Annotated in this window: 20 protein-coding genes; 6 read left to right on the top strand and 14 right to left on the bottom strand. The window is 58.9% G+C overall.

Translation table 11 applies throughout. From position 1 onward, the window contains the following. Positions 1 to 39: 39 nt before the first annotated feature. A complete protein-coding gene (locus FFH90_RS07510) occupies positions 40 to 231 on the bottom strand; it encodes a CsbD family protein (protein WP_018926453.1) in 192 nt (63 codons plus the stop codon). A 201-nt stretch (positions 232 to 432) separates the two neighbouring features. On the opposite strand from FFH90_RS07510, the gene FFH90_RS07505 reads away from it, so the two are divergent. After that, a complete protein-coding gene (locus tag FFH90_RS07505) occupies positions 433 to 810 on the top strand; it encodes a hypothetical protein (protein ID WP_018926454.1) in 378 nt (125 codons plus the stop codon). Positions 811 to 1,027: 217 nt separating this feature from the next. On the opposite strand, the gene fadD1 is transcribed toward FFH90_RS07505, so the two are convergent. Continuing rightward, positions 1,028 to 2,728, bottom strand: coding sequence for a long-chain-fatty-acid--CoA ligase FadD1 (gene fadD1 / locus FFH90_RS07495; RefSeq protein ID WP_018926455.1), 1,701 nt, complete (start codon positions 2,726 to 2,728; stop codon positions 1,028 to 1,030). A gap of 356 nt (positions 2,729 to 3,084) precedes the next feature. Beyond that, positions 3,085 to 4,773: a long-chain-fatty-acid--CoA ligase FadD2 gene (gene fadD2 / locus FFH90_RS07490; protein ID WP_064616391.1), complete on the bottom strand. Its 1,689-nt coding sequence runs from the start codon at positions 4,771 to 4,773 to the stop codon at positions 3,085 to 3,087. A 233-nt stretch (positions 4,774 to 5,006) separates the two neighbouring features. Here fadD2 and FFH90_RS07485 point away from each other — a divergent pair, with 233 nt between their 5' ends. Then, the gene (locus FFH90_RS07485) at positions 5,007 to 5,951 is read left to right on the top strand and encodes an alpha/beta hydrolase (protein ID WP_018926457.1); all 945 of its coding nucleotides are present in this window, start codon (positions 5,007 to 5,009) and stop codon (positions 5,949 to 5,951) included. Positions 5,952 to 5,995: 44 nt separating this feature from the next. Then, positions 5,996 to 6,466, top strand: a complete 471-nt coding sequence (locus FFH90_RS07480) for a MaoC family dehydratase (protein WP_018926458.1) — start codon at positions 5,996 to 5,998, stop codon at positions 6,464 to 6,466. Positions 6,467 to 6,698: 232 nt separating this feature from the next. On the opposite strand, the gene FFH90_RS07475 is transcribed toward FFH90_RS07480, so the two are convergent. Further along, complete coding sequence (locus FFH90_RS07475; RefSeq protein ID WP_111454769.1) at positions 6,699 to 7,166, bottom strand: PA2169 family four-helix-bundle protein; 468 nt, start codon at positions 7,164 to 7,166, stop codon at positions 6,699 to 6,701. A gap of 202 nt (positions 7,167 to 7,368) precedes the next feature. On the opposite strand from FFH90_RS07475, the gene FFH90_RS07470 reads away from it, so the two are divergent. Together FFH90_RS07470 and FFH90_RS07465 are read left to right on the top strand one after the other, a co-directional pair. Next, the gene (locus tag FFH90_RS07470; protein ID WP_007949456.1) at positions 7,369 to 7,605 is read left to right on the top strand and encodes a DUF3820 family protein; all 237 of its coding nucleotides are present in this window, start codon (positions 7,369 to 7,371) and stop codon (positions 7,603 to 7,605) included. A 25-nt stretch (positions 7,606 to 7,630) separates the two neighbouring features. Continuing rightward, positions 7,631 to 8,812 carry an aminotransferase class V-fold PLP-dependent enzyme gene (locus FFH90_RS07465; protein WP_138866921.1) on the top strand — a complete coding sequence of 394 codons (1,182 nt, stop codon included), beginning with the start codon at positions 7,631 to 7,633 and terminating at the stop codon, positions 8,810 to 8,812. A gap of 2 nt (positions 8,813 to 8,814) precedes the next feature. Here the strand turns inward: FFH90_RS07465 and FFH90_RS07460 are convergent, their stop codons facing one another. From FFH90_RS07460 to zwf, 4 genes are all read right to left on the bottom strand, one after another. After that, positions 8,815 to 9,540 (bottom strand): intradiol ring-cleavage dioxygenase, encoded by a 726-nt coding sequence (locus FFH90_RS07460; RefSeq protein ID WP_018926461.1) that lies wholly within the window; start codon positions 9,538 to 9,540, stop codon positions 8,815 to 8,817. A gap of 218 nt (positions 9,541 to 9,758) precedes the next feature. Beyond that, entirely contained in the window at positions 9,759 to 10,424 is a 666-nt protein-coding gene (locus FFH90_RS07455; RefSeq protein ID WP_018926462.1) for a bifunctional 4-hydroxy-2-oxoglutarate aldolase/2-dehydro-3-deoxy-phosphogluconate aldolase, read from the bottom strand. 17 nt (positions 10,425 to 10,441) lie between these two features. Continuing rightward, the gene (gene pgl, locus FFH90_RS07450; RefSeq protein ID WP_018926463.1) at positions 10,442 to 11,155 is read right to left on the bottom strand and encodes a 6-phosphogluconolactonase; all 714 of its coding nucleotides are present in this window, start codon (positions 11,153 to 11,155) and stop codon (positions 10,442 to 10,444) included. Further along, complete coding sequence (zwf, locus tag FFH90_RS07445) at positions 11,142 to 12,611, bottom strand: glucose-6-phosphate dehydrogenase (RefSeq protein WP_018926464.1); 1,470 nt, start codon at positions 12,609 to 12,611, stop codon at positions 11,142 to 11,144. Before zwf ends, pgl begins: the two co-directional genes overlap by 14 nt. A 227-nt stretch (positions 12,612 to 12,838) precedes the next feature. On the opposite strand from zwf, the gene FFH90_RS07440 reads away from it, so the two are divergent. Next, on the top strand, positions 12,839 to 13,699 hold the full coding sequence (locus FFH90_RS07440) for a MurR/RpiR family transcriptional regulator (protein WP_172901244.1): 861 nt from the start codon (positions 12,839 to 12,841) through the stop codon (positions 13,697 to 13,699). Positions 13,700 to 13,746: 47 nt separating this feature from the next. Here the strand turns inward: FFH90_RS07440 and FFH90_RS07435 are convergent, their stop codons facing one another. The 6 genes from FFH90_RS07435 to FFH90_RS07410 all read right to left on the bottom strand — a co-directional run bounded on the left by FFH90_RS07435 (position 13,747) and on the right by FFH90_RS07410 (position 20,548). After that, complete coding sequence (locus tag FFH90_RS07435; RefSeq protein ID WP_138866920.1) at positions 13,747 to 14,601, bottom strand: D-hexose-6-phosphate mutarotase; 855 nt, start codon at positions 14,599 to 14,601, stop codon at positions 13,747 to 13,749. Positions 14,602 to 14,717: 116 nt separating this feature from the next. Next, positions 14,718 to 16,064 (bottom strand): carbohydrate porin, encoded by a 1,347-nt coding sequence (locus tag FFH90_RS07430; RefSeq protein WP_018926467.1) that lies wholly within the window; start codon positions 16,062 to 16,064, stop codon positions 14,718 to 14,720. Positions 16,065 to 16,193: 129 nt separating this feature from the next. Further along, positions 16,194 to 17,354 (bottom strand): ABC transporter ATP-binding protein, encoded by a 1,161-nt coding sequence (locus FFH90_RS07425; RefSeq protein ID WP_018926468.1) that lies wholly within the window; start codon positions 17,352 to 17,354, stop codon positions 16,194 to 16,196. 2 nt (positions 17,355 to 17,356) lie between these two features. Next, positions 17,357 to 18,202 carry a carbohydrate ABC transporter permease gene (locus FFH90_RS07420; protein WP_019581464.1) on the bottom strand — a complete coding sequence of 282 codons (846 nt, stop codon included), beginning with the start codon at positions 18,200 to 18,202 and terminating at the stop codon, positions 17,357 to 17,359. After that, positions 18,195 to 19,103, bottom strand: coding sequence for a carbohydrate ABC transporter permease (locus FFH90_RS07415; protein WP_018926470.1), 909 nt, complete (start codon positions 19,101 to 19,103; stop codon positions 18,195 to 18,197). Before FFH90_RS07415 ends, FFH90_RS07420 begins: the two co-directional genes overlap by 8 nt. 143 nt (positions 19,104 to 19,246) lie before the next feature. After that, positions 19,247 to 20,548, bottom strand: a complete 1,302-nt coding sequence (locus tag FFH90_RS07410) for an ABC transporter substrate-binding protein (protein WP_064616384.1) — start codon at positions 20,546 to 20,548, stop codon at positions 19,247 to 19,249. Positions 20,549 to 20,655: the final 107 nt, after the last annotated feature.

Here is a 20,655-nt window from a genome sequence, read left to right as displayed (position 1 = left end):
TCCGCGGATGGCCGTCTCTGTTACTCGTCAAACGCCGGGTTACGCCTTGTCGATACCTTTTTTAAGAGCATCCTTGACCTTACCGATCGCTTGCTGGGCTTCGCCTTTCTGTTCCTGCCTGACGCCTTCGGCGCGCATTTTGTCATTACCGGTGGCCTTGCCGACGCCTTGCTTGACGTTGCCGACCGCTTCGTTTGCCATGCCTTTAACTTTATCGCCTGTGCTGCTCATGGTATGTCTCCTGAGAACATTTCAACGGGGAAAGTCGTTACATAAGGGTGGACCGAAAGCCTTTGCGCAGAGTTTCATTTATTTCCCAACAGAACATTTCATCGCCCCAGGCAGGTTAGGCTTTATGTTTGCAGGCTTTGCCCCGAGAATGCGCAACGTATTCAGGCCATGGCGCTGAAGATCCAATCCCGTAGGAACGTTATGAAACTCGATAAAAAGCAGGCCATTGCCCGCAGAAACCAGGAACTTGGCGGTGCCGTGCTTGGCGTCAACAACTGCCATTTCACCGAATTGAACCGTAACCGCAACATTTTCTGGTTCGATATCCCGGTCGCGCGGCTGGCCATTGGTCAGTACGAATGGATTCACTTGCTGATGCACACCCCGGATACCGACGAACTGCTGCACCTGAAAGTACCGACGGTGTTCCTGCGCGAGAAGCTCGAAGGCCTGGTGGTGCGCAACCAGGGTAAACGCAAGGCTGCATTGAGCCTGGAACTGAGCGCCGACAAGGACTCGTACCTGCAGGACATGCGTCCGGCGGGCACCAACGTCAATTTCGCGCAGTTCCGCCAGTAATCCTCTCAAGCCATCGAAGAGTCCCCTGTGGCGAGGGAGCTTGCTCCCGCTGGGGTGCGTAGCGCCCCTAAATCAGGCACCTCGATTCACCTGATCAGGCCGCTGGCTGCTTTTGCGACTGCTGCGCAGCCGAGCGGGAGCAAGCTCCCTCGCCACAAAAGCGCTCTTGATACCGTCTTAAACAAAAAGCCCCGCATCTGCGGGGCCTTTTGTTTGATCAGGCGCTGACTTTCTTCACGCCCAGCTTTTTCAGCTCTTCGTCGCGCAACTCGCGGCGCAGGATCTTGCCGACGTTGGTGGTTGGCAGCGCGTCGCGGAACTCCACGGCTTTGGGCACCTTGTAGCCGGTGACGTTGGCGCGCATGTGCTCCATCACCTGTTCCTTGGTCAGGGTCACGCCCGGTTTGGCAACGATGAAGATCTTGATCGCCTCCCCCGACTTCTCGTCCGGCACGCCGATGGCCGCGCATTGCAGCACGCCCGGCAGGGTCGCCAGCACATCTTCCAGTTCGTTGGGGTACACGTTGAAACCGGAGACCAGGATCATGTCTTTCTTGCGATCGACAATGCGCATGTAGCCATCGGGCTGAATCAGTGCGATATCACCGGTCTTCAACCAGCCTTCGCTGTCGAGTATTTCATCGGTGGCTTCCTGACGCTGCCAGTAGCCCTTCATGACTTGCGGACCTTTCACACACAGTTCACCGATGCCGCCCAACGGCTGCTCAACGCCGGCATCGTCGATGACTTTGCACCGGGTCGACGGCACCGGAATACCGATGGTGCCGATCTGGATGTTCTGGCTCGGGTTCACCGTAGCCACCGGGCTGGTTTCGGTCATGCCGTAACCTTCGCAGATCGGGCAGCCGGTGACCGCTTTCCAGCGTTCAGCCGCAGCCAGTTGCAAGGCCATGCCGCCGGACAAGGTGATTTTCAGGTTCGAGAAATCCAGCTTGCGGAACGCTTCGTTGTTGCACAACGCGACGAACAATGTGTTCAAGCCGACGAAACCGCTGAACTTCCACTTCGACAGTTCCTTGACCATCGCCGGCAAGTCGCGCGGGTTACTGATCAGGATGTTGTGGTTGCCGATCAGCATCATCGCCATGCAATGAAAGGTGAAGGCATAGATGTGGTACAGCGGCAGCGGCGTGATCAGGATCTCGCAACCTTCGTTGAGGTTGGAGCCCATCAGCGCCTTGCACTGCAGCATGTTGGCCACCAGGTTGCGGTGGGTCAGCATCGCGCCCTTGGCCACGCCGGTGGTGCCGCCGGTGTATTGCAGCACCGCCACGTCGCTGCTGGCCGGGTTGGCTTCAACCACTGGCTGGCCATGGCCTTTGCTCAACACGTCGTTGAATTTGATGGCCTTGGGCAAGTGATACGCCGGGACCATCTTCTTCACGTACTTGATGACGCTGTTGATCAGCAGACGCTTGAGCGGCGGCAGCAGGTCGGCCACTTCAGTGACGATCACGTGCTTGACGCCGGTTTTCGGCACCACGGTCTGTGCCAGATGCGCCATGTTGGCCAGGCAGACCAGGGCTTTGGCACCGGAGTCGTTGAATTGGTGTTCCATTTCCCGCGCGGTGTACAGCGGGTTGGTGTTGACCACGATCAGCCCGGCGCGAATGGCACCGAAGACGGCGACCGGGTACTGCAACACGTTGGGCAATTGCACGGCAATTCGATCGCCCGGCTGCAAATCGGTATGCTGTTGCAGGTAAGCGGCAAAGGCACCGGACAATTCGTACAGCTCACCGTAGGTGATTGTCTTGCCCAGGTTGCTGAATGCCGGTTTGTCAGCGAAGCGTTGGCAGGATTGCTTCAACACTGCCTGAATATTCGGGTACTCGTCTGGATTGATCTCGGCAGCAATTCCAGCTGGGTACTTATCCTTCCAAAAGTCTTCGATCATGGAAGCCCACTCCTCAGCAACGCGAATTCAACACCGCATTTGATGCGATTATTATTGGTGTTTGTCTATTGGTGAATCTGGCTTTACATAGGCCGAGAAGTCACAAAGCGCGCCGAGAGTAGCAGCTTTGCCAAGGGCCGACTAGAGCCTAAATAGGCCTCTACAGTCACTTTTGTGACTCAAGAATGCCAAGCAGTCATTTTAGAGCAAAAATCCTATACCTCCCTGAAAGCCGCTGAATTCGCGGCTTTCAACGCAAAAGATCGCAGCCTTCGGCAGCGCCTACAGAGGAATGCGATCCCCTCAGGAGCTGCCGAAGGCTGCGATCTTTTGGCATCACCTCGGTCTACGACCGTTTATGCGATATCCCGCAACTCCCGCCGCAAAATCTTGCCCACCGGCGTCATCGGCAACGACTCACGCAACACGATGTGCTTGGGCACTTTGTACGCCGTGAAGTTTTCCTTGCAGTAAGCCTTCAGCTCTTCAAGGCTGACCCCCGACTCACGGGCCACCACAAACAGTTTCACCGCCTCCCCCGAACGCTCGTCCGGCACGCCGATCACCGCACAGTTGGCGACTTTCGGGTGGGCCATCACCACGTCTTCGATCTCGTTCGGGTACACGTTGAAGCCCGAGACGATGATCATGTCTTTCTTACGATCGACAATACGCACGAAACCATCCGGGTCGATCACCCCGATGTCGCCCGACTTGAACCAGCCGTCGGCATCCAGCACTTCGGCGGTGGCTTCGGGTTTCTGCCAGTAGCCCTTCATGATCTGCGGGCCCTTGATGCACAGTTCGCCACGTTCGCCCAGCGGCTGCTCGACGCCTTCGTCGTTGATCACTTTCAGGGTCGTGCCCGGCACCGGCAGGCCGACCGTGCCGATGCGCGATTTGTCGCCGTAAGGGTTGGTGCAGGCCACCGGCGAGGTTTCGGTCAGGCCGTAACCTTCGGTGATCCGGCAACCGGTGAGCTGTTCCCAGCGCTCGGCGGTGGCCTTGACCAGCGCCGTGCCGCCGGAGTTGGTGAGTTTGAGACTGGAGCAATCCAGGGTCTTGAAGTCGGGATGGTCCATCAGCGCGACGAACAGCGTGTTGAGCCCAAGCAGCGCCGAGAACCGCCAGTTCTTCAGCTCCTTGATGAAGCCCTTGATGTCCCGTGGATTGGTGATCAGCACGTTGTGGTTGCCGGTCACCATCATGCACATGCAGTTCGCCGTGAAGGCATAGATGTGGTACAGCGGCAGCGGCGCAATCATCACTTCCTGGCCTTCGCGCAGCAGCGGCTGACCGTCGGCACCCAACTGACTGAGGCATGCCCGCGCCTGCTGCATGTTCGCCACCAGGTTGCCGTGGGTCAGCATCGCACCCTTGGCCAGCCCGGTGGTGCCGCCGGTGTATTGCAACACGGCGATGTCGTCGAGACCGACGTTCAGCGGTTTGATGCCCAGGCCCCGGCCCAGACGTAGCGCGCTCTTGAAGGAGATGGCCCGGGGCAGTGAATAGTCCGGGACCATTTTCTTGACCTTGGCGACCACGGTATTGATCAGCCAGCCCTTGGCGGTGGGCATCAGGTCGCCCATCTTCGCTTCGATCAGGTATTGGATGTCAGTGTCGGGCAACACTTCCTGGACCTTCTGTCCAAACACGTTCAGGTACACCAGAGCCCGGGCACCGGAGTCCTTGAACTGATGACGCATCTCCCGCGCGGTGTACAGCGGGTTGGTGTTGACCACGATCAGCCCGGCACGCAGGGCGCCAAACACGGCAATCGGGTAATGCAGGACGTTGGGCATCTGCACCGCGATGCGATCCCCCGGCACCAGGTCGGTGTGGGCTTGCAGGTAACCGGCGAACGCAGCGCTGTAACGTTCCAGTTCAGCGTAGGTCAGGGTCACGCCCATGTTGCTGAATGCCGGGCGGTCAGCAAATTTCTTGCAGGAACGCTCGAACACCTCGATCACCGACTTATAGGCCCCAAGGTCGATATCCAGGGGCACGCCGGCCGGGCGTTTGTCATTCCAGAAATCAGGTTGCATTGTTCTTGTCCTCATTACCTGAATCTATCCGGGGCCGCTTTTTCTATCACTTCTGAAAAGCGGTGCTTCCCGGACACTAGCAGCTATGGTGAATCAGGCAAATATGCGCACAGTCCTCATTGATCCCGTGAATCTTGCTGCCCCGGCGCTGCCTGATCAGACGGCGCGCGCGGGATGCGCTATACAATGCAACGACGCCCATGCCGCATGCAGTCCCATGCAAAGGAATCGCCATGATCCATGACACTTTCTGGCTGACCGCGAGCGACCGCAGCCGCCTCTTCGTCAACCAGTGGCTGCCGACTGCACCGCTCAAAGCCGTGATCCTGCTGGCCCATGGCATGGCGGAACACAGCGGTCGCTACGCTCGCCTGGCAGAAAAGCTCTGCGAACAGGGCTACGGTGTTTACGCACCGGACCTGCGTGGACATGGCAAAACCGCTGAAAACGGCACCCTGGGCCACTTCGCCGACAGCGATGGCTGGGGCAAAGTGGTCGGTGACCTCGCCTGCCTCAACCAACATATCGGCCAACAGCATCCCGGCGTGCCAATCGTGCTGTTGGGCCACAGCATGGGCAGCTACATCGCCCAGGCTTACTTGCTGCACCACAGCGCCAGCCTGCACGGGGCGATTCTCAGCGGCTCGAACTTCCAGCCCGTGGCGCTCTATCGCGCAGCGCGGCAAATTGCTCGTCTCGAACGCCTGCGCCAGGGCCCCAAGGGTCGCAGTGCATTGATCGAATGGCTGTCGTTCGGCTCGTTCAACAAGAAGTTCAAGCCAGCTCGCACCTCGTTTGACTGGCTGAGCCGCGACCCGGCCGAGGTCGACAAGTACGCCAACGACCCGCTCTGCGGCTTTCGCTGCACCAATCAGCTATGGATCGATTTGCTCGGCGGCTTGCAGCAAATCAGCAAAGCGTCCAATCTCGCCCAGATCGATCCGGGCCTGCCGCTGCTGGTAATTGGCGGCGAATGTGATCCGGTGAGCGAAGGCAAACGTCTGAAAGATCTGGCCCACGCCCTGCGCGACGCTGGCTGCCAGAGCCTGCACTTGAATATTTACCCGCAGGCCCGGCACGAACTGTTCAATGAGAGCAATCGCGATGAAGTGACTGCCGACGTGCTGAACTGGATCGCCCAGGCCTTGAGCAACCGCCGGCCACCCAGAGCCGAATAGTTTTTTTTGTGGATTCATTTAATTCGTCACAGGAATCGAGACAGATGACCCAGGTTACCAACACCCCTTACGAAGCCCTCGAAGTCGGCCAGACCGCCAGCTACAGCAAAACCGTCGAAGAACGCGACATTCAGTTGTTCGCCGCGATGTCCGGCGACCACAACCCGGTGCACCTGGACGCCGAATTCGCCGCTGCCTCCATGTTCAAGGAACGTATCGCCCACGGCATGTTCAGCGGCGCGTTGATCAGTGCGGCGGTGGCTTGCGAGCTGCCTGGGCCGGGGACTATTTATATCGGTCAGACGATGAGCTTTCAGAAGCCGGTGAAGATTGGCGACACGCTGACGGTGCGCCTGGAAATTCTCGAGAAAATGCCGAAGTTTCGTGTGCGGATCGCCACCCGAGTGTTCAATCAGCGTGATGAACTGGTAGTGGATGGCGAGGCGGAGATTCTGGCGCCGCGTAAACAGCAGACCGTGACATTGCCGACGTTGCCGGCGATCAGCATCGGCTGATTCATCACTTCCTTGTGATGAGAGAGCTTCCCTGTGGCGAGGGGGCTTGCCCCCGTTCGACTGCGAAGCAGTCGTAAAACCTGCTACCGCGTTTAATCAGGTCGAATGCGGCGCCTGTTTCAGGGGCGCTGCGCACCCCAACGGGGGCAAGCCCCTTCGCCACATAGGAGCCCCATAGGCTGGGTACAAAAAAACGCCAGACTGGCTGGCGTTTTTGATGGGTAACGAACGCTTACGAGCGTGCGCGAGCCTGGTTGCGCAGGGCTTTGACCTGATCGTGGTTGCGTTGCACGCCGTGATACTGGCGTTCAACGATGTCACGAATGCCCACCAGGTTGTACTTGTTGATTTTATCCAATGCGTCCTTGTAAGCCTTCTTCGCATGGTCTTCACCGCGTTCGGCTTCGTTCAGCACCGCCTCTTCATCCTTGCCGGTGAACATCGACTTCACATCCACCCAACGACGGTGCAGATCGCCGCTGACACTGGTGGAGGTTTCCGGATCACCGCCCAGGGAACGCACAGTGGCCTGCAGTTCGGCAGCGGCAGAGGCGCAGTCGTCGGAGCGCTGAATGAACAGGTTTTTGAGTTCGGGATTCTTGATGTCTTCAGCGCAAGTCTTGAACCCTTCCTGACCGTCTTTACAGGTTTCAATCAGGTCGTTGAGTACAGAGATCGCTTCTTTATTAATGTCGGTCATTTTTCAATTCCTTGCGGTTGATGAAAGATGCAATCAATCGTTGCACCCTGCATGCCAGCTTCGAATTGAAATTTTTTACTTATATTTCAATGATTTAATCTTTAGTCGAAATCTGTATCCGCTTTTTTTGCATGATCTGTCAATTGGCCTGCATGCAGAATGCCTGTATTTTCCAGACTGTTCTAAATCAAGACGACTGATGATGAATCCCGAAAAGCTCGAACTGCTGATTACCCGCGAGATGCCCTTCGGCAAATACAAGGGCCGTATCATCGCCGACCTGCCCGGTCAGTACCTGAACTGGTTCGCTCGCGAAGGTTTCCCTCACGGGGAACTGGGCGGGTTGCTGGCCTTGATGCAGGAAATCGACCACAACGGCCTGTCGGAACTGCTCGAACCGCTGCGCGCCAAGCACGGCAAACCTGCCCCTCGTCACTGAACCGCCCTATCGCACCGAGTCGCCCATGCCCGATAACACCCGCCGTGCCCGTGATGAAGCCTTTTGGCAGACCTTTGCCGACCGCTACGCTGTCGAACCCGGCCCCCTGAACCTGGAGAACGGTTACTTCGGGCGCATGTCACGCACCGTGGTCGAGGAGTATCAACGCAACATCGAGCTCATCAACCGCGGCAACTCGGTGCATGTGCGCCAGCGCTTCGAACAGGGCGAAAGCGTCAAGATTCGCGCGCAGCTGGCCAAACTGATCGGCGCCCCGGCCGAAGCCGTCGCCTTCACCCGCAACGCCTCGGACGGCTTGCAGTCGCTGATCCGCAACTACAATCGCCTGGAACCGGGCGATCAGGTCCTGCTGTGCGATCTGGAGTACGACACGGTCAAGAGCGCAATGCGTTGGCTGGCCCGCTATCGAGGCGTGGAAGTGATCGAGATCGAGCACCGTCGCCCCGCCAGTTTCGACAGCTTGCTGGCCACGTACCGCGAAGCTTTCACACGTTATCCGCGACTGAAGTTGATGGCCCTGACCCACGTCACCCATCGCACCGGTCTGGTAATGCCGGTGCAGGCGATCGCCGCTGCCGCCAGGGAGCATGGCATCGATGTAATCCTCGACGGCGCCCATGCTCTGGGCCAGATCGAGTTCAACCTCGATGAACTGGGCATCGCCTTCGCCGGCTACAACCTGCACAAATGGATCGGTGCGCCGCTGACTCTCGGCTTCATTTACATCGCGCCCGAGCGCCTGGCCGACATCGACCCGGACATGGGCGAGATGCATTTCCCTGACACCGACATTCGCGCCCGCACGCCATACAGCACCCCGAACATCCCGGCCCTGCTGACCCTGCCGCTGGTGTTCGAAGAGCATCAGGCCATGGGCGGTTCCGTCGCCAAGGGCGCTCGGCTCAATTACCTGCGCAACCGCTGGGTCGATGCCGTTCGGGAGTTACCGGGGATCGAAGTCCTGACCCCGGATGACCCGCGCCTGTATTGCGGCATCACCTCGATGCGCTTTACCCGGCATGCCGACCAACAGGCGATGGTCGAGCGCCTGCTCAACGACTACAACCTGTTTACCGTGGCGCGCAGCGGCGCGGCGTGTGGCCCGTGCATCCGCATCACACCGGGGCTCACGACCATGGCTGCGGACATGGATGTACTGGCCCGGGCGTTGAACGAATTGCGCTGACGTCACACAGTGTATTTATCAAAGTCCTCGGGCTTGATTTGCGATGACGCCGCAAACGTGTCGACACCGATGGTCATGTGCCCGAAAAAGCCGTCCTCATTCGAGTCTCGACCGATGGTGTGAATATTCAGGGTCGAGGCCTCGCCGCCCATGCGCTGATAAAACATATCCTGCGCATTGGTCAGCGGTGAGACGGCTCGACCGCTGTACTCACGGGCATTGAGCACCGACCTTGATGCGACCTCGGGAAAGTAAAGCTGGCCGACCCAGGCGACGTGCCGCTCTTCCAGATAGTTATTACCGGCTGTGATGCGTACCGCGACGTGAATATGCAAAGCGCGGCCGGCATAGAACCCCGGATAAATAGTGGTAAACCGCACGATGCCCATTTTGTCGGTGAATTGCCCACCACGCAGGTAGGTGTCATCGTCGGTGCGCGGGATCGACCCGATATCATCCACATCGACTTCCTTGTCCGGGTTGACCTTGCTCCAGCCCGAATACGCCCCGCGCGCATTGCAATGCCAGATATCGACCAATGCCCCGGTAACCGGTTGACCGGTCATGGCATCGACGATCGTGAGCCGCAGCACCAAGGGAATGCCGTCCATGCCTTCGCTGACGTTTCGCCTGATCAGTTTTGGATTTCGAAAATACGGACCGGCGATCTGCTCGGGTGACAGTTGATAAACCGGTAGTGGGGATGCAGCCGAGGTGTTGTCGTCCATGACGTTCTCTCTTCCATAAGATGAACGCAGATTAACGCTGGACGTGCGGCGAGATGCGGTAACTATGTATCGCGTGATGTCGATCCTAAAAAGAGCATTTCGACAGTCATGGGGATTTTCACCAGGCAAAAAAAAACGGTGCACCGACCAAGCGCACCGTAAAGCCGTAGAACACACAACGAAGTGTTTGGTAAATCCGGTATATCCGGTAAATCAGATCAGTCCAGCAGCGCCAACGCCTCGGCGGTGCACTCCTGGATGCGGGCCCAGTCGCCGTTCTTGATCCACTCGGGGTCAAGCATCCAGCTACCGCCCACGCACATCACGTTTTTCAACGCCATGTAGCTCTTGATGTTGGCCGGGCTGACGCCGCCGGTCGGGCAGAATTTAACTTCGCCGAACGGGCCGCCCAGGGCCTTGATGGCCGCGACGCCGCCGCTGACTTCCGCCGGGAACAGCTTGAAGCGGCGATAGCCCAGGCAATAGCCTTCCATGATGCCGGAGGCGTTGCTGATGCCCGGCAACAGCGGAATCGGGCTGGCGACACTGGCTTCGAGCAAGTCACGGGTGATGCCCGGCGTCACGATGAATTGCGAACCGGCGGCTTCGGCAGCGGCCAGCATGCTGCGATCAAGCACCGTACCGGCACCGGTCACCAGTTCCGGACGCTTTTCGCGCAGGATCTGGATGGCCTTGAGGCCGAACTGCGAACGCAGGGTCACTTCCAGCGCCGTGAGGCCACCGGCGGCCAGGGCGTCGGCCAACGGCAGCACGTCCTGTTCGCGAGCGATGGTGATCACCGGCAGGATCCGCGCCTTGGCGCAGAGGCTGTCGATCAGGGCAACTTTGTCCGCCATGGAAACGGTCGGGGATGTGTTTGTCATAGCGGCTGATCCTTGGTTCATGGGCACCAGTAAATCTCTAACGTAGGTTGCAGAAACGCCCGAATCGGCATGGCGGCGACATCGTCACCGGCCAGTGCGGCGCTCAGGGTGGTCAACTTGGACTGACCGGAAATCGATAGAACGGTGTGCCTGGCCGAAGCCAGCAGCGCGCGACTCATGGTCAGGCGCTGACGCGGCACGGTCGGCGCCAGCATCGGCCAGCAACGACGAGTGCCGTCGACTTTCAAGGCGTCGGCCAGGTTCGGGCTGTTGGGGAACAGTGATGCGGTGTGACCGTCGTCGCCCATGCCCAGCACCAGCACATCGATCGCCGGCAATTCGGCGAGCAAGCGATCAGCCTGCTCGGCGGCCTGCTCCAGGTTGGCGGTGGCACTGTAGAGGCTCAGGAACTGGGCCTTGGCCGCCGGACCTTGCAACAGGTAACGCTTGAGCAGACCGGCATTACTGTCGGCATGCTCCACCGGCACCCAGCGCTCGTCAGCCAGGCTGACCACCACCTTCGACCAGTCCAGCGCCTGCTTGGCCAGGTGCTGGAAAAATGCCACCGGGCTGCGTCCACCGGACACCACCAGCGTCGCTGTGCCTTGTGCGGCAATCGCGTCGCTCAGTTGTTTGGCCACTGCCAATGCCAGGCCTTCGGCCAGCAGCATCGGTTTTTTGAACTCATGGGCGCTGACGCCCTGAGGCAGTTTCAATTCAGATATCGCCATACCACGACCTCCCGTCCCGCGTGATCAGTGCAATGGAACTCATCGGCCCCCAGGACCCGGCCGCGTACGGCTTGGGCGCATCACCGGACTTTTTCCACCCGGCAATCAACTGGTCACACCACTTCCACGCGGCTTCGATTTCATCTTTACGGACAAACAGGTTCTGATTGCCACGCATCACTTCCAGCAACAACCGCTCGTAGGCATCGGGAATCCGTGCGCTGCGCCAGGTGTCGGAAAAATTCAGCTGCAACGGACCGCTGCGCAACTGCATGCCCTTGTCCAGGCCTTGTTCCTTGGTCATCACGCGCAAGGAAATGCCTTCGTCCGGTTGCAGGCGGATGATCAGTTTGTTGCTGATCTGCAAGCGCTGCTCGGGGGCGAAGATGTAGTGCGACGGTTCCTTGAAGTGGATGACGATCTGCGACAGCTTCTGCGGCATGCGCTTGCCGGTGCGCAGGTAAAACGGTACGCCGGCCCAACGCCAGTTGCGAATGTCGGCACGCAGGGCAACGAAGGTTTCGGTGTCGCTCTGGGTGTTGGAGTTAGGCTCCTCCAGATACCCCGGCACCGACTTGCCTTCGCTGTGACCGGCGATGTACTGGCCGCGCACCACTTGAGTGGTCAGGCCTTCCGGGCTGATCGGCGCCAGTGCCTTGAGCACTTTGACTTTCTCGTCGCGGATGCTGTCGGCGGACAAGTCGGCCGGCGGGTCCATGGCGATCAGGCACAGCAACTGCAACAGGTGATTCTGGATCATGTCCCGCAGCTGGCCGGCCTTGTCGAAGTAACCCCAACGGCCTTCGATCCCGACCTGCTCGGCCACGGTGATTTCCACGTGGGAAATGTAATTCTGGTTCCACTGGGTTTCGAACAGGCTGTTGGCGAAACGCAGGGCGATCAGGTTTTGTACGGTCTCTTTGCCCAGGTAGTGGTCGATACGGTAGGTGCGGTTCTCCGGGAAGAACTGCGCCACGGCGTCGTTGACCTTGCGCGAGGACTCCAGGTCAGAACCGATGGGTTTTTCCAGCACCACGCGGGTGTTTTCGGTCAGGCCGACCTTCGACAGGTTCTCGCAAATAGCACCGTAAACCGCAGCCGGCGTGGCGAAGTAGGCAATAACCCGCTGGGCACTGCCGGCCTGCTCGGCCAGGGCGACGTAATCGTCAGCCTTGAGGAAGTCGACATGCAGGTAACTCAACCGGGCCAGGAAGCGCTCGAGCACGGCTTCATCCAGCTCTTTGGCGCCCACGTAGCGACGCAACTCGGTGGCGATGAACGCCAGATGCTGCTGCTCGCTGCCAGGTTCACGGGCCAGTGCGATAATGCGCGTATCCTCATGAAGCAGGCCGGCACCATCGAGTTGATAAAGGGCAGGAAACAGCTTGCGCAGGGCTAGATCGCCGAGAGCGCCGAACAAGGCAAAGGTGCACGGTTCAACCGTAATCGAAGGCATGATGTTTGTTCTTTTATCAAGTTAAGCTACAAATACCTTTTTTCAAGGCATCACTCAAGGGAAAATGTAGTAATAACCACAACATTTTCGCAAAATATAGATTCCGAGTGGTGGTCGGTCGGAGCCATCAGTAGGATAGGCCACCGTTATGGGCCGTATCAAAGGCCCAATTTGCATAGCCGAGCGCTTGTTTGCGCAGGTGAATTTAGGAACCCCATATGGACCGCGTGCGAAATTTACTGGAACAGATCCAGAGTCGCCTCGAAGACCTGAACAAGGCAGAACGCAAAGTCGCCGAAGTGATCCTGCTCAACCCACAGCAGGCGACCCGGTTCAGCATCGCCGCCCTCGCCCAGGCCGCGTCGGTCAGTGAGCCGACGGTCAACCGTTTCTGCCGCTCATTCGGTGTCAGCGGCTACCCTGAACTGAAACTGCAGCTGGCCCAGAGCCTGGCCAGCGGCGCGGCGTATGTCAGCCGTGCGGTGGAAGCCGACGACAACCCCGAGGCTTACACCCAGAAGATCTTCGGCAGCGCCATCGCGTCCCTGGACAGCGCCTGCCAGGCACTGGACCCGAACCTGATCAGCCGCGCCGTCGACCTGTTGATCCAGGCCCGGCAGATCCACTTCTTCGGCCTCGGCGCCTCGGCCCCGGTGGCACTGGATGCGCAGCACAAGTTCTTCCGCTTCAACCTGGCAGTGACCGCCCATGCCGATGTGCTGATGCAACGCATGATTGCCTCGGTGGCCCACACCGGTGAGTTGTTCGTGATCATCTCCTACACCGGCCGCACCCGCGAATTGGTGGAAGTAGCGCGCATCGCCCGGGAAAACGGCGCTTCGGTGCTGGGGCTGACGGCCGAAGGTTCGCCGCTGGCCAAGGCCAGTACCTTGAGCCTGAACATTCCGTTGCCGGAAGACACCGACATTTACATGCCGATGACCTCGCGGATCATTCAGCTGACCGTGCTCGATGTGCTCGCCACCGGCATGACCTTGCGCCGAGGCGTGGATTTCCAGCCGCATTTGCGCAAGATCAAGGAAAGCCTCAATGCCAGTCGGTATCCGATTGGGGATGAGTTTAATTAACCTACACCGATCATTCCCACGCTCTGCGTGGGAATGATCACTATCAGCTACGCCCCAACCCGCGCCTGCAAACTCAGATACGCCCGCTCCCCCGGCGCCAGGCACAGGCTGTCGGTGCCGCCGCTGGCCGCTTCCACACAGACGAACTCGGAAATCTCGTTCCAGCTCACGCCCAGTAATGGCCGCGAGCCGGGATGCCAGACCACCGTGTCCGCATGATCACCGGTGTCGATGCACAGTTCGCGCTGCCAGGCGTGGTCCTTGAGCTGCAGTTCGCCGTCATGCTGGAACACGCGCTGACACCCACCGTCGACCCGCAACTCGCCTTCCTGTTGGCAAGCCTGGCGGTTCAACTGGTCGTAACCTTGCGCTCCTTCGAGCCCAGACAGCGCTATCTCACCGACGTCACCAATACGCCAATAGGCGTGCAACGCCTGACTCAACTGGCACGGCATGTCGTCCTGATGCTCCGTGCTCAAGTGCAAATCCATGCGTTCGCCCAGGTGCGCGTGCAAGTCCACTTGCCAGTCGCACAGCTGTAACTGCCAGTGCAGGCGCACGCCATCCTCGTCACTGCTGCTGTCGAGCAGCTTCCAGTCGAGCAGGCGCGCCCAACCATGGGACGGCCAGGCGTTTTCGCTTGGGTGGCGGCCATACCACGGCCAGCACACCGGCACGCCGCCGCGAATCGCACCCACGTGCGGCCATTTCGCCGCGCACCACAACCAGGGTTTCTGACCCTTTGGCTGGAAGTGCAACAACTGCGCGCCCTGACGACTGAACACCGCCTGACACAGCGGATGGTCGATCACCAGCACGTCGCGCATCTGATAGCGCTCCCACGCAAACACCGGACGTTCGCGCAAGGATTTGAAGAAGCGTTGTAGCGGATGCTCAAGCATGTGCCACGGTCCTGAAAATCATCTGTCACCCGAGGGTGCGCCACCCCCAAAAAAAAGCGGACAGCCATGGCCGTCCGCAAATATGCGCACATAGAGAGGAGCCTATCGCAACAGCGTTAGAACACCGACTGAATTTTCAGGCCGGCGACCAGCGCGTTATCAACTTCATCCACACCACCCGGGTGAGTGATGTATTGCAAGTTAGGACGCACCGTCAGCCAGTTGGTAACGTGGAAACCGTAGTTGATCTCGTAGTTGTACTCGGTGCTGCGCAGTGGCGCGAACAGTGGATCGTTGTAGTCGGTGACACCATTGGCGGCGTTGACCAACTCGGAGTTTTTCTTCACGTCATCGTTGACATGGATACGGGAGAAACCGATCCCGACGTCGTCTTTTGGACGCGCATCGAACGGGCCCTTGTAAACAAACATCAGCGACTGGTAGTTGTCGACGAAGTTGGTGTCCTTGTCGTGGAAGGTGGCGTTGGCCGCGATGTTCAGACCGCGCGAAGCATCACCGTTATGGGTGGTCAGTTGTTGCTGCGCCACGAACCAGTAACCGTGCTTGCTGTCATGGCTGCGATAGGCATTGCCGGTGGTCGCTGCATCATTGCCGTTGTCGTCTTTACGGACGTCATTGGCGTCGGCCGTGCTCTTGTAGTAACCAACACGGTATTCGCCCGGCAGGTTGTTGACCTTCGGCGACCAGACCAATTCAACCGGCAAGACGGTGCCTTTGGTACCACTGCCGCTGAGCTTGAAACCGTTACCGTGCTCAAGTTGCGATGGATTCTGGTTGTACGCGCCGATCTGCGCATAGAACTCAGGCGTGATGTTGTACTTCACGCGAACCGCTGCCTGCATGACCGGCCAGTTGTACCAGATACCGGTCGCCCAGTTACCCGCCTGGGAACCGCAGAATGCCAGGTTCTGGAACTCGCAAGGGAAGGTGTTGAAGTCTTCGCCTTCGCCGAAGTAACCAGCCTTGACGTCCAGTTTCCCGTCGAGGAACTGGTGCTTGATCCACAGCTGGGTCAGACGGACCATGTGGCCACGGCCGTAGACTTCCTGGGAGGAGCTCAAGGTGCCGGCACGCGGGTCACCGACACGGTCATTGGAGATGTTCTGACCGTTACGGTTGGTGAGCTGGATCTTGGCCTGGGTGTTATCCCAGCCCCACAGTTTTTGCAGGTCCAGCGCCACGCCCAGACCAAACTGGTCGGCGTAACGCGCCGTTTTGTCGTCGTTGTAGCCGCCGTGCAGGTTGGCGCCCACTTCACCGACATAGTCGGCCTTGATGTCGATACCTTGCTCGATCAGCTTGGTCCGCTCGCCACCCCAGTCCCCCGTCATCCACTGGGAATCGGCACTGAACGCGTCAGCCGCGTGTACGCTACCAGCCAGCATCATCGCCGCAACCGCTGACAATTGGCAGATCAGCTGAGCGTTGTTCTTCTTCTTCATCCCTACATCCTCGTTTTATTGTTATTAACTGTTTTTATCTAACGCGGTTTACATCGATTGCGACGGATGTCTCCATCCGCCACTAATCCCCCCTGTGAGAGCGGGCTTGCTCGCTCCCACATTTGATCTTCAGCGGCCTTTGAACTGGGCCACGTTGGCGCTGTGAGCTTCGGTTTTTGGCAGGCCGGCAACGCCCAGACGCTCACCGGTCTTGGCATCGAACAACAGCACTTTCGATGGATCGAATTGCAGCGTCAGGGTCTCGCCCGGGGCTGGTGCGACGTCCGGTGCCAGACGGCAGCAGACCTTGGTGTCGTTGAGATTGACGAATACCAGGGTGTCGGGACCGGTCGGTTCGGTGACCTGCACTTCGGCGCGGATGGTCGGCAGGCCGTTGGCTTCGCCGTTCGCCAGCACGATTTGCTCCGGGCGCATGCCGAGGATCACTTCGCGGTCTTCGAGACCGGCATCCTGCATGCCCAGCGGCAATTCGCAGCGCGCCTGACCGCTGTCGAGCAGCGCCAACAGACGGCCGTCCTTGCGCTGCAAACGCAGGGGGATGAAGTTCATCGGCGGCGAACCGATGAAGCTCGCCACGAACAGGTTGGCCGGGTTGTTGTAGATGTCTTTCGGCGTACCGAACTGCTGGATAATCCCGTCCTTCATCACCGCCACTTTGTCGCCCAGGGTCATCGCTTCGATCTGGTCGTGGGTCACGTAGACCGTGGTGGTTTTCAAGCGCTGGTGCATCAGTTTCATTTCTGTGCGCATCTCGACCCGCAGCTTGGCGTCGAGGTTGGACAGCGGTTCGTCGAACAGGTAGATCTTCGGCCGACGCGCCAACGCCCGGCCCATGGCCACGCGCTGTTGCTGACCACCGGAGAGCTGACCCGGCTTGCGGTTGAGCAGGTGTTCGATTTGCAACAGCTTGGCCACGCGAGCGACTTCCGCGTCGATGTCGGCGGCAGGCATCTTGCGTATCTTCAAACCGAACGCGATGTTTTCGCGCACGCTCATGGTCGGGTACAGCGCGTAGGACTGGAACACCATGGCGATGTCGCGGTCTTTGGGGCTCATGCCGCTGACGTCCTGGTCACCGATCATGATCGCGCCGCCGGTGATGGTCTCAAGGCCGGCGATGCAATTCATCAGGGTCGATTTACCGCAACCCGAAGGGCCTACAAGAATCAGGAACTCACCGTCCTTGATCGACAGCTCGATGTTCTTGAGGGTGTCCGGCAGGCCGGGGCCATAGGTTTTGTTTACATTGCGAAGTTCGAGCGTAGCCATGATTACCCCTTGACTGCGCCGGCCGTCAGCCCGCGCACGAAATACTTACCTGCGACCACATAGACCAGCAGGGTCGGCAGCCCGGCGATCATTGCCGCCGCCATATCAACGTTGTATTCCTTGGCCCCGGTACTGGTGTTGACCAAGTTGTTCAACGCCACCGTAATGGGTTGCGAGTCACCGCTGGAGAACACCACGCCGAACAGGAAGTCGTTCCAGATCTGGGTGAACTGCCAGATCAGGCAGACCATGATGATCGGGGTGGACATCGGCAAAATGATCAAGCGGAAGATGGTGAAGAACCCCGCGCCATCGAGCCGCGCTGCCTTCACCAGTGCATCGGGAACGCTGACGTAGTAGTTACGGAAAAACAGCGTGGTGAACGCCAGGCCGTAGACCACGTGCACGAACACCAGGCCTGTCGTCGTGCTGGCCAGACCCATCTTGCCGAGGGTGAACGAGGCCGGCAGCAGGACCGTCTGGAATGGCAGGAAGCAACCGAACAGCAGCAGGCCGAAGAACAACTGCGAGCCGCGAAAGCGCCACATCGACAGCACATAGCCGTTCAACGCACCGATGGCCGTGGAGATCATTACCGCCGGAACGGTGATCTTGATCGAGTTCCAGAAGTACCCGTCAACCGTGCCCCAGGCCTTGATCCAGCCAATACCGCTGACCACGGTCGGCCAGCTCAGCAGGTTGCCGGAGTTGATGTCTTCCGGCGTCTTGAAACTGGTCAACAGCATGACCACCAGCGGTATCAGGTACAGCAATACCGCAAGGAGCAGCACGCCATAGATCGCGATGCGACTCAGGCTGATGGCAGGTTTGGCAGCGAAACTAGTCATGACGTTTGGCCCTCAGCTCGGAGTACAGGTAAGGCACGATGATCGCGAGAATCGCACCGAGCATCAGAATCGCACTGGCCGAGCCCATGCCCATCTGGCCGCGACTGAAGGTGAAGGAATACATGAACATCGCAGGCAGATCGGAGGAATAACCCGGGCCACCGGCGGTCATTGCCGCTACCAGGTCGAAACTCTTGATAGCGATGTGGGCCAGGATCATCACTGCGCTGAAGAACACCGGGCGCAGGCTCGGCAACACCACTTTCAGGTAAATGCGCGGCATGCTCGCGCCATCGATCTGGGCGGCACGGATGATCGATTGATCAACGCCACGCAGGCCGGCGAGGAACATCGCCATGATAAAGCCCGAGGCTTGCCATACCGCCGCGATCACCAGGCAGTACACAACGCGATCCGGATCGATCAGCCAGTCCAGGCGAAAGCCTTCCCAGCCCCAGTCACGCAGCAATTTGTCCAGGCCCATGCCCGGGTTGAGCAGCCATTTCCAGGCAGTACCGGTGACGATCATCGAAAGCGCCATCGGGTACAGGTAAATGGTGCGAATGAAACCTTCGCGACGAATGCGCTGATCAAGAAACACCGCCAGCAACACACCGATCACCAGGGTGATACCGATGAACATGCCGCCGAAAAGCGCCAGGTTCTTGCTCGCTACCCACCAGCGATCGTTGTCGAACAGCCGCTGGTACTGCGCCAGACCCGCCCATTTGTAAGTCGGCAGGAAGGTCGAAGTGGTGAACGACAGAACGAAGGTCCACAGGATATAGCCATAGAACCCCACCAGAACAATGAACATGCTCGGCGCCAGCACCAGCTTGGGGAGCCAGCGCTGCAATGCATCGAACGGCGAGGCCTTGCTGAACACAGCAACAGAACTCATGGGAAGATCCAGTACGAAGAGAGAGAGAATTCGGCCAGGTCCCCTGTAGGAGCCGGCTTGCTGGCGAAGGCGGTGTGTCAGTCGACATCTGCGTTGAATGACACATCGCTATCGCCAGCAAGCCGGCTCCTACAGGCCAAGCATTACTTGGCCGCTTTAATGGCAGTGCCGAGTTGCTTGGCGGCAGTGGCAGGATCGGCTTTCGGATCGTTGATGAAGTTGGTCACGACATCAAAGAAAGCACCCTGTACCGCCAGCGTGGTCGCCATGTTGTGCGCCATGCTCGGCTGCAAGCCACCGGTCTTGGCGTCCGCCAGGAAGTCTTTGGCAGCCGTCTGGGCGCAGGAGTCGAAACCGTACTTGCCCATGTCACTCAGCATGTCGTTTCGAACCGGGATCGAACCCTTGTTGATGCTGAAGACTTTCTGGAAGTTCTCACCCAGCACGATCTTGGCAATGTCCTGCTGGGCTGCAGCAGTGCCCTTGTCTTTCTGCTTGAACACGGCCAGCGAGTCGATGTTGTAGGTGAAGGCCTTGTCGGTGCCCGGGAAGGCTACGCACTCGTAATCCTTGCCAGCGACTTTCTTGGCCGCTGTCCACTCGCTCTTGGCCCAGTCACCCATGATCTGCATGCCGGCCTTGCCGTTGATGACCTTGGCCGCCTCCAGGTTCCAGTCCTGGCCTTTGCCGTCGGCGTCCATGTAGGTCGCGACTTTCTTCAGCTCGGTCAGCGCCTTGACCATGTCAGGACCGGTCAGCGCCGCGTTATCCAGATCGACCAGGGCTTTCTTGTAGCCATCGACGCCCATGACCGACAGGACCACCGCTTCGAACACGGTGCTGTCTTGCCAAGGCTGGCCACCGTGGGCAAGCGCAATGAAGCCCGCAGCCTTGAGCTTGTCACCGGCCGCGTAGAATTCCTGAAGGGTGGTTGGCGCTTTTTCGATGCCGGCTTTCTTGAAGACTTCCGGATTGATCCACAACCAGTTGACGCGGTGAATGTTCACCGGCACGGCCACATAGTTACCGTCGTACTTCACGGTATCGGAGACTTTCTTGTCGAGCAGGCTGTCCCACTTCTCAGCTTTGGCAGCGTCTTTCAAGACGTCGGTATCGAGCAGACCGGTAGACGCCCATTCCTGAATGTCCGGACCTTTGATCTGTGCTACGCCCGGCGGGTTACCGGCAACGGCGCGGCTTTTGAGTACGGTCATGGCAGTGGCACCGCCACCGCCGGCGACTGCGCCGTCTTTCCAGGTGAAACCGTCTTTTTCGACTTGAGCCTTGAGCACATCGACAGCTGCTTTTTCACCACCAGACGTCCACCAATGAACGACTTCCACCGAACCTTTGGAATCGGCGGCAAGGGCACTGAGCGGGAATGCAGCAACGGGAAGCAGTGAAGCGAGAGAAATGACAGTAGCGAGGCGAGAAATCGCATTCATCTAGTAGTACCTTTCTTGTTGTTATGCATGCAAGTCTGGTGCTTGCGCTGCATAGGATTTTAAACAGGGGATAGCCCTTCGCAGGTAACGAAGGGACGCGCGAATGT

Source organism: Pseudomonas sp. ATCC 43928 (genome assembly GCF_005938665.2).
Classification (GTDB): domain Bacteria; phylum Pseudomonadota; class Gammaproteobacteria; order Pseudomonadales; family Pseudomonadaceae; genus Aquipseudomonas.
The sequence above is the reverse complement of the archived record's forward strand: the minus strand, read 5'-3'. Positions and strand labels throughout refer to the sequence as shown.

Excerpts from the sequence above, each read along its gene's own strand:
- FFH90_RS07510 (WP_018926453.1), bottom strand. The coding sequence starts at position 231 with ATGAGCAGCACAGGCGATAAAGTTAAAGGCATGGCAAACGAAGCGGTC.
- FFH90_RS07505 (WP_018926454.1), top strand. The coding sequence starts at position 433 with ATGAAACTCGATAAAAAGCAGGCCATTGCCCGCAGAAACCAGGAACTT.
- fadD1 (WP_018926455.1), bottom strand. The coding sequence starts at position 2,728 with ATGATCGAAGACTTTTGGAAGGATAAGTACCCAGCTGGAATTGCTGCC.
- fadD2 (WP_064616391.1), bottom strand. The coding sequence starts at position 4,773 with ATGCAACCTGATTTCTGGAATGACAAACGCCCGGCCGGCGTGCCCCTG.
- FFH90_RS07485 (WP_018926457.1), top strand. The coding sequence starts at position 5,007 with ATGATCCATGACACTTTCTGGCTGACCGCGAGCGACCGCAGCCGCCTC.
- FFH90_RS07480 (WP_018926458.1), top strand. The coding sequence starts at position 5,996 with ATGACCCAGGTTACCAACACCCCTTACGAAGCCCTCGAAGTCGGCCAG.
- FFH90_RS07475 (WP_111454769.1), bottom strand. The coding sequence starts at position 7,166 with ATGACCGACATTAATAAAGAAGCGATCTCTGTACTCAACGACCTGATT.
- FFH90_RS07470 (WP_007949456.1), top strand. The coding sequence starts at position 7,369 with ATGAATCCCGAAAAGCTCGAACTGCTGATTACCCGCGAGATGCCCTTC.
- FFH90_RS07465 (WP_138866921.1), top strand. The coding sequence starts at position 7,631 with ATGCCCGATAACACCCGCCGTGCCCGTGATGAAGCCTTTTGGCAGACC.
- FFH90_RS07460 (WP_018926461.1), bottom strand. The coding sequence starts at position 9,540 with ATGGACGACAACACCTCGGCTGCATCCCCACTACCGGTTTATCAACTG.
- FFH90_RS07455 (WP_018926462.1), bottom strand. The coding sequence starts at position 10,424 with ATGACAAACACATCCCCGACCGTTTCCATGGCGGACAAAGTTGCCCTG.
- pgl (WP_018926463.1), bottom strand. The coding sequence starts at position 11,155 with ATGGCGATATCTGAATTGAAACTGCCTCAGGGCGTCAGCGCCCATGAG.
- zwf (WP_018926464.1), bottom strand. The coding sequence starts at position 12,611 with ATGCCTTCGATTACGGTTGAACCGTGCACCTTTGCCTTGTTCGGCGCT.
- FFH90_RS07435 (WP_138866920.1), bottom strand. The coding sequence starts at position 14,601 with ATGCTTGAGCATCCGCTACAACGCTTCTTCAAATCCTTGCGCGAACGT.
- FFH90_RS07430 (WP_018926467.1), bottom strand. The coding sequence starts at position 16,064 with ATGAAGAAGAAGAACAACGCTCAGCTGATCTGCCAATTGTCAGCGGTT.
- FFH90_RS07425 (WP_018926468.1), bottom strand. The coding sequence starts at position 17,354 with ATGGCTACGCTCGAACTTCGCAATGTAAACAAAACCTATGGCCCCGGC.
- FFH90_RS07420 (WP_019581464.1), bottom strand. The coding sequence starts at position 18,202 with ATGACTAGTTTCGCTGCCAAACCTGCCATCAGCCTGAGTCGCATCGCG.
- FFH90_RS07415 (WP_018926470.1), bottom strand. The coding sequence starts at position 19,103 with ATGAGTTCTGTTGCTGTGTTCAGCAAGGCCTCGCCGTTCGATGCATTG.
- FFH90_RS07410 (WP_064616384.1), bottom strand. The coding sequence starts at position 20,548 with ATGAATGCGATTTCTCGCCTCGCTACTGTCATTTCTCTCGCTTCACTG.